This is a genomic window from Ruegeria faecimaris (assembly GCF_900182615.1).
Lineage (GTDB): Bacteria > Pseudomonadota > Alphaproteobacteria > Rhodobacterales > Rhodobacteraceae > Ruegeria > Ruegeria faecimaris.
The window spans coordinates 151,238-166,692 of the sequence record NZ_FXTE01000003.1 but is presented as its reverse complement, the minus strand read 5'-3'; the positions used below and the strand labels follow the sequence as shown (position 1 = coordinate 166,692).

General features: G+C 56.8%; 9 protein-coding genes. All 9 read left to right on the top strand.

From position 1 onward, the window contains the following. The first annotated feature begins 23 nt into the window (after positions 1–23). Positions 24–2,066 carry a dynamin family protein gene (locus FN806_RS08975; protein WP_142636253.1) on the top strand — a complete coding sequence of 681 codons (2,043 nt, stop codon included), beginning with the start codon at positions 24–26 and terminating at the stop codon, positions 2,064–2,066. Further along, positions 2,063–3,349 (top strand): dynamin family protein, encoded by a 1,287-nt coding sequence (locus tag FN806_RS08970; protein ID WP_142636251.1) that lies wholly within the window; start codon positions 2,063–2,065, stop codon positions 3,347–3,349. Before FN806_RS08975 ends, FN806_RS08970 begins: the two co-directional genes overlap by 4 nt. Positions 3,350–3,683: 334 nt before the next feature. Next, complete coding sequence (locus FN806_RS08965; protein ID WP_142636249.1) at positions 3,684–5,843, top strand: serine/threonine protein kinase; 2,160 nt, start codon at positions 3,684–3,686, stop codon at positions 5,841–5,843. A gap of 202 nt (positions 5,844–6,045) precedes the next feature. After that, positions 6,046–7,017, top strand: coding sequence for an FHA domain-containing protein (locus FN806_RS08960; RefSeq protein ID WP_142636247.1), 972 nt, complete (start codon positions 6,046–6,048; stop codon positions 7,015–7,017). 3 nt (positions 7,018–7,020) lie between these two features. Next, positions 7,021–7,809: a PP2C family protein-serine/threonine phosphatase gene (locus tag FN806_RS08955; protein ID WP_142636245.1), complete on the top strand. Its 789-nt coding sequence runs from the start codon at positions 7,021–7,023 to the stop codon at positions 7,807–7,809. Positions 7,810–7,828: 19 nt separating this feature from the next. Then, complete coding sequence (locus FN806_RS08950) at positions 7,829–9,070, top strand: transporter substrate-binding domain-containing protein (RefSeq protein ID WP_142636243.1); 1,242 nt, start codon at positions 7,829–7,831, stop codon at positions 9,068–9,070. Between the two features lie 44 nt (positions 9,071–9,114). Continuing rightward, a complete protein-coding gene (locus FN806_RS08945) occupies positions 9,115–10,221 on the top strand; it encodes a transporter substrate-binding domain-containing protein (RefSeq protein WP_142636241.1) in 1,107 nt (368 codons plus the stop codon). A gap of 258 nt (positions 10,222–10,479) precedes the next feature. Continuing rightward, the gene (locus tag FN806_RS08940) at positions 10,480–11,958 is read left to right on the top strand and encodes a Y-family DNA polymerase (protein ID WP_142636239.1); all 1,479 of its coding nucleotides are present in this window, start codon (positions 10,480–10,482) and stop codon (positions 11,956–11,958) included. After that, entirely contained in the window at positions 11,955–15,329 is a 3,375-nt protein-coding gene (locus FN806_RS08935; protein ID WP_142636238.1) for an error-prone DNA polymerase, read from the top strand. Before FN806_RS08940 ends, FN806_RS08935 begins: the two co-directional genes overlap by 4 nt. Positions 15,330–15,455: the final 126 nt, after the last annotated feature.

The window sequence follows — 15,455 nt, the reverse complement described above, 5'->3', positions numbered from 1 at the left end:
ATAAAGTAGTCAGGGTATGTGTTATGAGTGAGAATAATCGTCGCGAGTTACTTCGTATAGCCAACGAGATGAAAGGCGTCAGCAATGGCGAAACCGGGCAGTTTATCTCTCGGATCATTGGTGATCTTTCGAACCTGAAGCCCTCGATTGCTTTTGTTGGTCAGATCAAGGCCGGCAAATCCCGACTGATCAATGGTTTTACCGGACAGGCCGAATATCTGCCGTCGGATGTGAACCCTTGGACAACCGTAATCACTGATATGCATTTCGGCCACCCGTCGGGCCGGGCGCAAGGTGCCGAGTTCCATTTCTTCGACAACCGTCAGTGGCAGTCCCTGATTGCCGAAGGCGAAGAGCTGCGCAACATGTTCCCCGATGACGAGGACAGTTATAAGCGCGAGATGATCGAAGAACAGGTCGACGCAATGAAGACCCGCGCCAAGCTTCGGCTGGGCGATAGCTATGAACAGCTGCTGGGCCAACATCATGATCTGGAAGACCTGAATTCGGATGATTTGGCACGTTATGTTTGCGCAGGCGATGACCCGACCGAGGGTGGGACACATGATCCGGCATCGGACCGGGGCCTTTACAGCGACATCACCCGAAAGGCCGAGGTCTATTTTGACATCGGACATTTCCCATTTCCGCTTACGGTCACCGATACACCCGGCGTAAATGACCCTCTGTTGATCCGCGAAGAGATCTCTCGCCAATACCTCAAAGAGTCCGACTTCTTTGTGGTTGTCCTGTCGGCGCATCAGGCGCTTTCTCGGGCGGACTTGAAACTGTTCCGCCTAATGCAAGCGCTGGAGTTGGGCCAGATCGTGGTTTTTATCAATCGCGTGGACGAATTGGGAAATGGTGCCGAAGATGCCTTCAAGGTGCGGGCCGATGTTTTGGACGGGCTTGAAAAGGCACTTGGGAACTCGAACATTGACGTTCTGACCGGCAGTGCCCAATGGGCGCATTACGCCCTGACCGGTGACGAAGCCGGTATCAATCACGACGATGTCCTGGCCTGGCTGCGCGCGCACCCCGATCAGATGAAGCAATATCTGGACGGTGTCGAAGAGATCAAACAAGGCCCCGGCCCGATCAGCCGCGAAGGTGTTTTGCGCTTTGCCGCTATGATCGCCTCCGGGTTGCCCGATCTGCGCCGGCATGTGACCCGAGCGCTGACAGAAGGCCCGCGCGATGAACAACTGCGTATGGCCTGGCAGCATCTCAACAGCTTTGCCCAAGGTGAATTGGACCGGTCCAAAGCGCATCTGCGCGCGATCGAGAACGACACCACAACCTCGGCAGAAGACGCTGGTGAAAACAACAGGATATTGGCCGATCTGCGGAACTCGGTCAGCGACAAGACCACCAAGATCATTGACGAAATGGATGACGTCCTGGCCAACCTGAGAGGCGTAATGGATGACACCGTGGCCGAGGCCGTGTCGGGCGTTGTTCGCGGCCCGAACGGAGATTCTCCGCTGTTGTCGAAAACCGGAGAAACCGAGCTGAATTTTACGCCGCTGCGCGACCGCATGCGCGAACTTGTTCAGGGGGCCACCCAAGTTGTCCGCCAAAGAATGCTGAGCGAGCTCTACGCAATCGACATGCAAAGCAATGCCACGCTGCGGGCTCTGCCCGGCTGGCAGGACGCAACCGACAATCGGATGAACACCAGCGCAGTTCGCTGGTTCCGTCCGGACACGTCCGCTTTGACCCGTGGCATCACTGTTGAACTTCGGGTAAACTGGTTGTCCCGGCTGATTTCGCGTAAAAGTGTCGTGTCCCGTGCCGAACGCATGATCGTTCAGGAGTTTGAGATGATCGGAGATGATCTGGTGGATACCGCCCGCGGTGATTTGACCGAGCGGCTTAATACCGTGCTGGACCATTATCTGGCCCTGCTCGCCACACACCTTGAACATCGTGCCGGAACCGGCGAAACAAATGCCCGGGCCGAGGCGCAAGCCGCCTTCAACCACGCACAACATATTTCTGACGAACTGGGCACCCTATTCAGCCAGCATCAAACAGATGAAAGACTAGCAGAGGCAGCGGAATGATCGAATTTCCCGGAACCGACAAGGAAGTGAGGCAGCTCGAGCGCTTTCTGACCGCGACCGAAAGCCTGCCGAGCGACGTGGCGCTCGAAGATATGCGCGCCCGTGCTTTGGCGCATGCCGAACGCTTGTCAAACGCGGTCAATATTGGATTCGCCGGAGAATTTGGGGCGGGAAAATCCAGCCTGGCCAACATGTTGGCCGGGGCAGATATTCTGCCTACCGGGCCGCAGCATCTGAAACTGCCGCTCGTTATTGTGGCATATTCCGAAACCCCCGAAACAACTGTCGGGTGGTGGGACCGTGAACCTAAGGTCTATTCTGGAATTGCACTTGAAAAAGCCGCCAAAGACGAACCCGACTTTATCTCTGTTGGATTGAACACCCCTGCCCTGCAAGAGATATCGCTCTACGATCTGCCTGGGTCAGGCGCTTTGGATGATACCTATAAACCGACGCTCGATCTGCTCAAATTTGTGGATTGCGCAATCTGGTGCACCAACGGCACAAATGCATGGCGCGAAACGGAACGCCATCTTTGGGCTAAGGTTCCGGAAGAGTTGCGAGCAAACAGCATATTGGCTGTGACACATACAGATTTGCCTCCGGTACGCGACGCGCTTGACCGGGTGTTGGCCCGCTTGAACAAAGAAAAGCGCAATATGTTCCGCTCGGTTGTGCCGATCGGCACCCCAGTGGCTGTCCGTGCCATGGCGCAAGAGCCAGAACCGGATTTCGCCCTTTGGGAAACCTGCGGTGGACAGGGGCTGGCCGAACAGGTGCTTGATATTGCTTCGAACCGGCGACAGGCAGACCTGAGTTCGGCGCGCGAAGATCTGGAACAGCACTTTCTGCCCTATCTGAAATCGATTGACGTTCAGGTGCCGAACATAGCCGCCCTCGACGCGCCCTCTATGCAGGCTACGCTGGAAAACGTGCTACCCCCTATCGACAATCCGATCCTGGAAGACTGGCTTGCCGCAATTGCCAGTATCTATGAGGACCTGCGGGAAACCTCAAATATGGAGCCTGCGGCTTTCCTGCAAAGCTGTCAGGAAATCGTTGAGGATTTCGCCGAGCGCCTGGAAAACGATGGCGAGATTGACCCGACGGCGGATTGGATTCCGGGTGAGTTCGAAAAGGCCACGGACTTGTTGCTTTTGCTTCAGTTCGAAAGCGGCGTTGCGCCACTGAAGGATGCGATTAGCATCCTGGCACAGCTGAGTGACAACCTTGCTTGGGCCGGCAGCCGGGTTGAATCGGCACAGCCAAAGACCGGAACCTGAAATTTCCGCTCAAAGCTGAGCGGCAATTCCGCGAATCGTAGAAGCGATTCCTACGAATCTATTGTTTCGAATTTGTAGACCAATCCTTAAGATTTTGTTTTTAGCTTTCGATTTTATCACAATATATTTCTATATGTAGTATAAACTGTCAAATACACACCACATATAGATCAATCGCAAAAACGATCCTTAGTGAAGCCATCAGGCGGCCCCAATAAAGTCAAATTTGAATCGTCTAACCGACTTGAGTGTCCTGCGGTTGTTTTTGGTTGTGTGTTTGCGGGCTATTTGCCCAGGTTTTTTGCCGCAAAACGATTAGAACGGGCGGAATGAAATGAGCCATAACCAGGCTGTCGGTGCAACGCACGACGAACCTAAGATTGAAGGACTTGAACCTGGCGCAAAGCTGTTGCGCGGGCAGTATGAGATTCTTCGTTTCCTCAGCAATGGCGGGTTTGGGATTACCTACCTGGCCCGCGACAGCCTAGAGCGCGATGTCGTGATCAAAGAGTGCTATCCGGGCGCTCTGTGCCGTCGGAATGGTGACGCGGTTGAACCCATCAATCCCGACCACAAAGAAGATCTGCGCGCGATCATCGACCTGTTCATTCAGGAAGCGCGCAATCACGCCCGACTGGTTCATCCCAATATCGTTGACGTACATCAGGTCTTTGAAGACAACGACACGGCGTATATCGCTATGGACCTGATCCGGGGTTGCGATCTTCTGGATTATTCCGAGAACCCCGAAAACGACGCTGGCCCGGATTTCATTGTCCAAGTCACCGAGAAAATGCTGTCGGCCGTTTCGTTCATCCACCAAAGCGGAATGCTGCATCGCGATATCTCACCGGACAATATTCTGATTGACCAAAACGGAGACCCGGTCCTCATCGACTTTGGTGCCGCGCGGGAACAGGCAGCCAATCAATCAGCTGCCCTGTTGACTTTGCGGGTTATCAAAGACGGCTATTCCCCGCACGAATTCTATGTACGCGGCGCAGATCAGGGACCCAGCAGCGACCTCTATGTTCTCGCGGCGACGCTTTATCACGCCATCAGTGGCGAACGTCCGATCGACGGGCAAACCCGACTGAATGCCTTCAACAATGGCCAGGATGATCCCTATACGCCCCTCGCAGGTCAGTACAGCGACTATCCCGATGGGTTCCTTGAAGCGATCGACAAAGCGATGGAAGTTCACGCAACAGATCGTCTGCAAACGGCCCTGGATTGGCTGCGGATGTTCCGTGGTCCCGGCGTCATGTTTGACTCGTTCGCCTATCGTCCGGTCTCGGTCATCGTAGCGATGGACCGTAAGGACGAAGTCGAAGAGCAAGCCCGGATCAAAGCCGAAAGTGAAAATGCCGAGGCGGTGGTGACTGCCTTGTTGGCTGGGAACCCTGACATTGCCCTGGGTAATGAGGATAAGTCTGAGGGCGATCTGGCCAAGTTTGCACAAAAAGAAGAGGCCGCGGTTGCGGTCGATACGATCGTCAAGAACGGATCAGGCGGCAGCGGTAAAGTCATCGCAGGCGCTGCTGCGGTGGTGGTTGCCTTGGCTGCAGGCGGATTCGTTTTGTTCAGTGGCAGCGAAGAAACCCCCGAACCGACAGCAGCGCCGGTCCAAGTGACCGAGACAGAGGCACCAGCCTCGGAACAGCCGGAAGAAGCCGTGGAAACGGCGGCACCGGCCGCTGCGGAAGAGGTCGTGGAAACGGCAGAACCGGCCGCTGCGGAAGCTGAAGCACCAGAACAAGAAGTCGCAAGCGTAGAACCTGTTGAGCAGACGGATACCCTCACGGCGCAAAACGCCGAAGCGCTACCTGTCGAGGCAGCCCCAGTTGCTGCTGACCCGGTAGAAATCAGCGCTGCTGCTGGCCAACCGGCAGAAACGCAGATTGCGTATTCTCATTGGGATGTGGAAATACCGTTCCAGACCTCGAAACGCCGCGCCTCGACTGGCAGCGTCGTTGTCGTGACCGGCATTGACCCCACGCTGGATACTTCCGTGATCGGAGAATGGGTGCAGCATGGGGCGTCAATTTATACTGTGAACGGAGTGCCGGTCCAGGCAGATGCAAGTTTTGCCGCCCAGATTTTGGATGACCTGAAGGTCGATCCGGATGGGTATATCCGCATCACTGCCCGTTATCGGGAACTCGGAAAAACCCGTGCGCAGAACGGATTGCTGGCCCTGCCCGCCATTCGCATGTTGGGTCTCGAGAATGGTTATGTGTTCACTATCAGAAACAGCAATGGAAACGGCTGGGCAACTGTTGTTGACACTGCACCAGACGCGCCCGCAGCAGGTAGCCTGCGCAAAGGCGATGTGCTGATCTCGGAAAATCATACCGGTCAGAACATTACCAACCCTGAAGGGCTGGACGCGCTTTTGCAGCTCCTTGTTTCTGAAAACCAGTCCGAAGCCCGCTTTAAAGTTCTGCGCAACGGTACTGAAACGGGTGCGGTTATGCCCCTGGTACAGGAGTAATGATCCGGTCTGATTGTGATCTGCCTGTGTGTGTTTGCTGAGAGTGAAGCGAAAGCCATCACTCTGACGGGGACCGGCCCGTCGCAGAAGGTAAATGAGTTTTTTGTTCCCAATCATCAGTGCCTGTGTACCGAACGTGCAGAGGTGAGTAGCAGCCCCATGGGACGTAGATCCTGTGCCAAGAAACAAAGGTGTCGACACCATGTTTAAATATAAAAGCCCCCTTAGCCGGCTTCTCGAAGGTGCCGGCAAACCTCAAGAGACCGAAACCGAGGAGGTCGCGGCACCTGAGTCTGATAACGCTGAACCGATTGCGGATTTCAACGCACTTCGTAATGCACTGGCAGGCGGCAACACTACCGCTGATAGCTACGATGAAAGCGAAGAACTATTACCCGAAGACAAGATGCCGGAGTTCTCCGAAGCAGAACAAGCCACTGCCGATGAGATTATCGTCGAGGAAGTGGTCGCCGAAGTGCAAAGCGCCACCGAGGTTACAGTTGATGCCGACCCAAAGGACGACGAACCGGTTGTGACACTGCATGTGTCAACCGAAGAACTGACAGCCACGATTGAAGATCCCGCGCCTGAAATGGCGATGGAAGAACCGGTCGTAGACGTAGTCGTCGAGACAGTTGATCCGGAACCAGAAGCGCCTTCTGCCCCAAAGGTCGAGGCACAACCTCAGCCTGCTCCTGCGGCAAAAGAAGACAGACGCAGCCGTGTGAAAACCACCTTCCTGGGCTTCGAGCGCGCGGATACGCATGTTCAGGACCTGATGGAATCAGCCGAGCCGGTGGCTATGGCCAAGACCGAGGCAGCGCAGGCGACATTCCCGGTAGGATGGCTTGTTGTAACTTCCGGCCCCGGCCGCGGTTCCAGCGTTACGCTGACAGAAGGCCTGATGCAGATTGGGCGTAATGATGATCAGGCGATCCAGCTGGACTTTGGCGACACTGGGATTTCCCGCAGCAACCATGCTGTAATTGCCTATGACCCGGAAGACCGCAAATGCTATTTGGGCCATGGCGGCAAGGCCAATCTGGTGCGCCTGAACGGCAAACCCGTTCTCAGCACGGTTCCACTCTCCACTGGCGATCTTATCCGGATCAGTGAAACCTCAATCCGTTTTGCAGCCTTCTGCGATGACGGCTTTGATTGGCGGGATGCTTAATTGATGCTGGCGACCCCGGCATATGATCTTGCGCTGATCCTGGATCAGGGTCAGCGCGACACGCAGGAAGACGCGGTCGCGTCGCGTATGTTCGACGCGGCGGATGCGGGCTATGTCATCGTTGCGGACGGAATGGGTGGGCATGCGGCAGGAGAAGTGGCATCTGAGCTGGTGGTCAAAGCCTGGCGCGATGCACTGGATACCGAACTTGAAGCAGACGCTCCGGCTGAGACAGCGCTGATCGACGCCTTACCCTTGGCAGCCATGCAGGCAAATGCCGCGATTTCGACCTACTGCGAGGAGCAGGGTGAAGATTTCAACATGGGATCAACCATGTTGGGAGTTTTGCTGCTGGATAATCGCGTCTTCTGGATTTCGATTGGCGACAGCCCCCTATATCTCTATCGCGACCGTACTCTCAGCCAAATCAACGAAGACCATTCGATGGCTCCGATGATTGATGCTCAGGTTGCTGCAGGTACCCTTACGCCAGACCAGGCGTCGTCTCACCCCGACCGAAACCAACTGACTTCGGTGATAATGGGCGCCGCAATTCCCAAGGTCGATTGCCCGGAAGAACCATTGGGTCTTAGCACCGCGGATGTGCTGATCGTGGGAAGTGATGGTCTGCAATATCTGAGCAACACAGAAATTCAGGCAATTCTTGAGGAAAACGAGGATGCGCTGGCTCAAGATATTGCGGATGCGCTGTTGCGGGCACTGAGAACCAGGAACGACCCGGATCAAGACAATACGTCGATTGGCGTCATCAAACTCAGAAGAAACGACTAGAGGCAAAGCAACCGGACCAATGAAACTCCATCTGATCATATCCAGCCTGGCACTAGCTGCCGCGACGGGCGCTGCTTCGGCACAAGAAGCATGCTCAACCTATGAAATCCAGCGAGGCGACAGCCTGCGGGAACTGACCATCGCAGTCTATTCGACCGAAGATTTTCGGATCATCTTCGAGGCAAACCGCGATGTAATCGGAAATAATCCCAATGTCATCCGCGTCGGCGACGTTTTGACCCTGCCGTGTTTGGAAGATATCGGGCGCGCAGCTGCCGTGCCGCAGACAGAGGCCGAAGCAATGGCCGCCGAAATGGCCGCCGAACTTGTCAAGGCTGCGGAAGATCGCGCTGCCAAAGCTATCGCCGAAGCCGAGTCCCGCGTGGCCGAAGCCAAAGCAGAGGCGGTCATCGCCGCCAAGGCTGCGGCCAAGGATGAGATCGAGGCCGCGCGTGCTGAAGGTGCTGCCCTAATCCGCAATGCAGGTACCGGTGAACGTCCTGAAATCCGGGACCGTCAGTTGATTTTGATCACTGGCGGCAACTATTCCCCGTTCACGGATGAAGCTCTGCCGCATCGTGGTCTATATACAAATCTTGTTGAAACCGCGATGTTGCGCGCAGCGCCGGAACAGTCCTACAAGATCCAGTTCGTCAATGACTGGTCTTCACATCTGGATCTGTTGATGCCGACGCTGGCATTTGACGCAACCTTCCCGTGGTCGCGTCCAGATTGTGACGACGCAGATGCACTGTCTGAAAATGACCGTTCACGTTGTGAAACCTACAATTTCTCGAACCCGTTCTATGAAGTTGTGGACACGTTCTTTGCTCGCGAAGGTTCGGGCTATGAAGAGACCCTGACATATGCGGACTTTGCCGGTGCAACCATCTGCCGACCCGAGGGCTGGTCCCTGTCGCATATGGACGCGGTGGGGCTGTACGAGCCCGCGATCACGATGCTGCGCCCGGTTTCGCCGGATGAATGTTTCCATGCATTGATGGATGGAACCGCCGACATCGCCGCAATTGAGGCCCATCTGGCCGTCGAGGCAATCGGTCGGCTGGGTTACGAGCATCGCATTGTAGAAAACCCCAACTTGGCAGCGATCAAGTCTCTTAACATCATGACTCACAAGGATAATCCTGATGGAGAAGCGATCCTTGAAACGCTTAATCAGGGTCTGGCGATCATGCAGCAATCAGGAGAGTGGCGCGACATCGTCTCAACCGCTCTGCGTTATCAAATGGAAAATGGCTAAGGCCCTTATTGGCCTAAACTCAAAAAAGTCTGGAGGAAGTGGACATGTATAAATTTAACCTGAAGAAAGTCGTGATTTCGGCCACCGCCGTCACCGCCCTGAGCGCCGGAGCTGCCGCAGCACAGGAAGCCTGTAGCAACTATACCGTCGCGGATGGTGACACGATGGCGACCATCGCCATCGCGGCTTATGGCACCTCGAACTATCAGCCGATCTTCAACGCCAACCGCAACATCATCACCAACCCAAACGCGCTGGCGCCTGGATTGGTTCTGTCCCTGCCCTGTGAAGACGGTAGTCTGCCGAATGGCCAGTCAGCACAGGAACTGATCGCAGCAGAAGAAAAGCGTGCGGCCAGTGTGAAACGTTCGAACGTCTACGCCCCGCCAATCAAGTTGGTAGCGGGCAACGGATGGGAGCCATTCACAACCGAAAGTCTGAGTGGTGGTGGGATCATGACCCGCCTGGCGACCACAAGTCTTCAGCGTGCCGGCAACAGCCGAGATTTCTCGGTCAGCTTTGTCGACGATTGGACTTCGCATTTGGAAACTCTCTTGCCGCTCGGCGCATTCGACATCTCGATCGCCTGGACAGTTCCAGATTGTACAAACCACACCTATGAGTGGTCTGCAGCGACTGAATCCCGGTGCAACGAGTTTGTTGCTTCGGTTCCGGTCTATGACATCGTCGGCGGCTTCTTCACTCTGCCGGAAAGCGAATACTCACAAGCGACGGCCTTCGAAGACCTCAAAGGTGCAACCTTGTGTCGTATGGACGGCTGGAGCATGGTTGTACTTGAAGAAGTCGGCTTGAATTCCGATAACCTGACGTTGGTTCACCCCAGCTCGGCCCGCGAGTGTCTGGATGCCGTTTTGACCGGCTCAGCCGATGTGGCCGCGTTCGAGGTCGATCTTTTCGCTGCAACCATGAAGGACATGGGCCTGACCTCGGAAGATATCGTAGAAAACCCCTATGTTTCCACGCTGTCCTCGATGAGCTTCCTTGCGCACCGCACCAACCCGTTTGCACGCGAATACATCGCTATGGTCAACAAGGGCCTGAACGAAATGCGTGAATCCGGCGAATGGTACGCGATCATTTCGGACACGCTGCGTGAACAGAACGAAAAGCTGAACGCCGCGTCAAACTAATACCGATACATATGAACAGTCGCAGGGCCGGTCTTTGGACCGGCCCTGTCTTTTTTCAAGATCCAAAGATTTTTGCGACAGGAATGAGAGTCCGAATAATGGCTGCCGCGGTTTGATGCCTAAAAGGGCCGACCTTCCCTTCGAAGCCGAAACAACTTAGTCCCGGTGGTACTATCTGCCGGCGTTTGATCCAAAAGACTCGACTCTGTAAAAGCGGAAGCATAAAAAGAACAAATCAAGAACATATTGGTATCTGGCATGTTCGATGGAATGCAGCGTCGCGTCGTTTCATTGTGGTTTCCTCGGTTGGCAAGCGACCGGGTTCTGCGTCGACGCCTGGTGAATGGGCCCTTTGTCCTGACGCTCAAACAACAGAATGCCAATCGTATTTATTGTCTGAACGCTCAGGCTGCGGAACAGGGGCTGCATCAGGGCATGTCCTATGCGGATGCGCGCGCCTTTTGCCCCGCTTTGCAAAGCTGCACAGCCGATCCTCAGGCCGATATGCGTTTCCTGCACATCCTGCGTCGCTGGGCAACGCGCTATTGCCCCTGGGTGGGGATGGAAGGCGAGGATGGGCTGGTGCTTGACGTCACCGGGTCAGCCCATCTCTTTGGCGGCGAAGAGGCGATGTTGGCTGATATGCGCGGACGGTTTGCGCGCGCAGGGCTCTGGGTGCAGATCGGGTTGGGGGATACGCGCGGTGCGGCTTGGGCGCTTGCCCGTTATAACGAGGGGGTCGCAGCCTCTGGCAATATGCTGACGGCCCTAAAGTCGCTGCCGGTGGCGGCCTTGCGTCTGGATGAGAAGACCTCGGTCGCCTTACAGCGCATGGGCCTGCGCAAAATTGGTACATTGGCGGCAGCACCGCGCGCACCGCTGACACGGCGTTTTGGTCCCGGTCTGCTGCTCAGGCTGGATCAGGCTCTGGGCGCGCAACCCGAAGCAATCACGCCGCTGTCCGATCCCCCCCATTACGCGGTGCGCATGACCCTGCCGGACTCCATCGGATTACTGTCGGACGTGATGGCTGGTACCGAACGGCTGTTGGCCCAGCTCTGCACCAAGCTGAAGGCGCAAGAGATGGGCGCCCGGAAACTTTGCATGACATTGCGTCGGGTGGACCAGGACTGCCAGCAGGTTGAACTGCGTCTGGCCCGACCTCTGCGCGATCCTCAGCGTATCCTGTCTTTGTTCGAACGCGGTTTGGGGGAAATAGATGCCGGTTTTGGCATTGATCAAATGCGGTTGGAGGCCACCGGGGTTGAAGCGCTGCCAGTACAACAAATCAGCCATGTGTCGGACCACAGCAAGAGCCGGCTGGATGACCTGATCACCCGGCTGGGCACCCGGGTCGGGCTTGAAAACATACAGCGTTTCCTACCTGCGGACAGCCATATTCCCGAACACAGTTTCATCATCGCGGCCGCCGCCTATTCCAACCCCTCCAGCGGCTGGAGCATCCTGAACCCACGCCCGCTCTACCTGTTTCCACCCGAACCTATTGCGGCAACCGGCCCGCATCCGCCCGCGCGGTTCCGCTGGAGACGTATGTCCCTGACAACCGGCCATGCCACGGGCCCCGAACGCATCGCGCCCGAGTGGTGGCATCAGGATGAAAGCTGGCGGTCCGGTCTGCGGGATTACTGGCGAGTGGAAACCACGCAGGGGCGCAGGCTCTGGCTGTTTTACACGCCTCAGAATCCGGGCTGGTTTGTACAGGGAGAGTTCGCATGATCGCCGCAAACCGCCCGATAGACGCCCTGCATCGCCACATGCCAAAACCCCATGCACAGGGGCTGGGGTATGCCGAACTGTGCGTCACCACGAATTTCACCTTTCTGACCGGGGCCTCCCACCCCGAAGAGCTCGTCCTGCGCGCCGCCGAGCTGGGATTGTCGGCAATAGCCATCACGGATCACAATTCATTGGCAGGGGTTGTGCGCGCATGGTCGGCACTGCGAGAGCTTAAGCGGCAGACCAAACAGCCCCTTCAAATCAGATCCGAACATCGTGTTGATGCCTCTTCCCGGCAAGAGGTTGGCCACAGGCAGGCGCTTCCGAAACCGGACTGCACTGTTCTGCCTAAACTGATTACCGGCTGCCGGCTGCTGCTGCGCGACAGTGCGGTAGATTGGGTGGCGTTGCCCTGTGATCTGGCAGCCTACAAACGCTTGGCCCGCCTGCTGACGTTGGGCAAGCGGCGTGCGGATAAGGGTGATTGCGAGCTCTATACGCAAGACATGCTGACGGCCTGCAAGGGCATGATCCTGATCGCCCTGCCCCAGACCACCCTGTCAGAGGCCGCATCGGATATTCAAACCGTGCGGCGACGATTTCCCAATCATGTTTTTCTGGGTGCAGTGCCACGCTATGACGGCAGCGATCAGACCTATCTGGCCGAATGCGCCCAACTGGCGCAGAAAAGCTGCGCCCCCATGGTGGCGGTCGGGGATGTGCTGATGCACCGCGCCCACCGCAAGCAACTGGCCGATATCCTGACCTGCATGCGTGAAAACATCACGATTGATCAGATCGGCACCCGCGCATTGCCCAATGCCGAACGCCGCCTCAAATCCGGCCAGGATCTGGTCCGGCTGTTCCGCCATCACCCCAGCGCCTTGCGGCGCACGATGGAGATTGCCGACAGGTGCAGCTTTGATCTGGCGGAGCTTTCGTATGAATACCCCGATGAGATTGCAAGCGGGGAACATCCGCAAACGCGTCTGGAACGTCTGGCACACGAAGGGTTGCAGCGCCGGTACCCCGAAGGGCCGCCCGACACGGTGGTCGGGCTGATGCGCAAGGAACTGGCGGTGGTCGCGGATCTGCAGTTTCCCGCTTATTTCCTGACTGTACATGACATCGTACAATATGCCCGGTCGCAGGGCATTCTGTGTCAGGGGCGCGGGTCCGCGGCCAATTCGGTGCTCTGTTACCTCTTGGGCATCACGGATGTCAGCCCCGACCAGATCGCCATGGTCTTTGAACGGTTCGTATCCAGATACCGGGGCGAGCCGCCGGATATTGATGTCGATTTCGAGCATGAGCGGCGTGAAGAGGTGATCCAGTGGATTTACGAGAAATATGGCCGCGAACGTGCTGGTCTTTGCGCAACTGTCATCCATTTCCGCACCCGTGCAGCCATTCGCGAGGTGGGCAAGGTCATGGGGCTGTCGCAGGATGTAACCGCTGGGCTGTCGAGCCAGATCTGGGGCATGAGCAATGGCGGCGTTGATCTGGACCGTATTCGCGAGCTGGGGCTGGACCTCAGCGACCGGCGCCTCATGCAAACCATTCATCTGATTGGCGAAATCATCGGCTTTCCCCGCCATCTGTCCCAGCATGTTGGTGGTTTTGTGATCACCAAAGGACGCCTGGACGAGCTTTGCCCGATTGAAAATGCCGCAATGGAAAACCGCACCGTCATCTGCTGGGACAAAGATGACATTGATGCTCTGAACATCCTGAAAGTCGATGTGCTGGGGCTTGGTATGCTCAGTTGTCTGCGCAAATCCTTTAGCCTGCTGCAACAGCATGAAGGCCAGACCCTGAGCATCGCCAAGGTGCCTCAGGACGACACCGCCACATATGACATGCTCTGCCGGGCGGATGCGATCGGCGTCTTTCAGGTCGAAAGTCGGGCGCAGATGAATTTCCTGCCCCGGATGCGCCCCCGCGAGCTTTATGACCTGATAATCGAAGTTGCTATTGTGCGCCCTGGCCCCATTCAAGGGGATATGGTGAAGCCCTATATCCGGCGACGCAATGGGCTGGAAAACCCCGAACCCTTTGGCCCGGAACTGGAACAGGTGACAGCGCGCACATTGGGCGTCCCCCTGTTTCAGGAACAGGCCATGCAGATTGCCGTGGTCGGGGCCGGATTCACGGCGGAAGAGGCCGACCATCTGCGCCGCTCATTGGCTACGTTCCGGCGAATGGGCACAATCGGCACATTCCGGGATAAATTCATCAATGGGATGCTGGGCAACGGCTATGACATCAAAGTGGCCGAGCAGTGTTTTTCCCAGATCGAAGGCTTTGCCGATTACGGGTTCCCGGAAAGCCATGCGGCGGCCTTTGCCATGCTTGCCTATGTCTCCGCCTGGCTGAAACGCCATCACCCGGCGATCTTTGCCTGCGCGCTTTTGAACTCTCAACCCATGGGGTTTTACGCGCCCGCTCAGATCGTGCGCGACGCCCGCGAGCATGGGGTCGAAATCCGCCCCATCTGCGTCAATCATTCCGAGTGGGACAATATACTGGAACGCCGCCCCGATGGCGCGCTGGCGCTGCGGCTGGGATTCCGCCAGATCAAGGGGTTCAGGGAAGAAGACGCCGGCTGGATTGAGGCCGCCCGCGGCAATGGATATCAGGATCCAGAGGCGCTGTGGCTGCGTGCGGGGCTGCGGCCTGATGTACTGACGCGCTTGGCCGAGGCAGACGCTTTTTCCGATATGGGGCTGACCCGGCGCGATGCACTCTGGCAGGTCAAAGCCATTCAAAGCCCCAAACCTCTGCCCTTGTTCAATGATCCGATTGACGGGGAAACGGTTCACGAACCCCCGGTCAACCTGCCCGCCATGCAGCTGGGCGAAGAGGTGGTCGAGGATTATGTTGCCACCCGCCTGACCCTGCGGGCCCACCCGATGGAACTGCTGCGCCCCTCTCTGCCAGGGCTGACCACACATGTCGCCTTGCTAGAGGTGCCCCTGGGGCGGCACAGCGTTTGTGGTCTGGTTATCACCCGTCAGCGGCCGGGCACGGCGTCGGGCATAATTTTCCTGACGCTAGAGGATGAAACCGGGGTCAGCAATGTGGTGGTCTGGCCCAAGGTTTATGAGCGTTTCCGCCGGGCCGTGATGGGCGGGCGCCTGCTGCGGATCACAGGGTATCTGCAGCGTGAAGGGATTATCGTGCACCTGATCGCCCAGGACGTTCAGGACATGTCACATAAGCTTTCCGAATTGGGGCACCCGCAACCAGAGGTCCTAAGCACCGAAGGGTCCCGCACTGATGATACACCGAAGAAATCCCGCTATCCTGCCAGGGCAATGCACCCACGGGATCAGGCAAAGCGGCTGTTTCCAAGCCGGGATTTTCATTGAACCGCACTGCTGCATATCTCTGGCAGGGTCCGCACTGTCGGATTGCCGCAACTCAAAACAATATTGAGGCAAACTCACCCCTACCCCGTTCACAGGGCAAGACACCCTGTGCTAGGTTAAGCACGT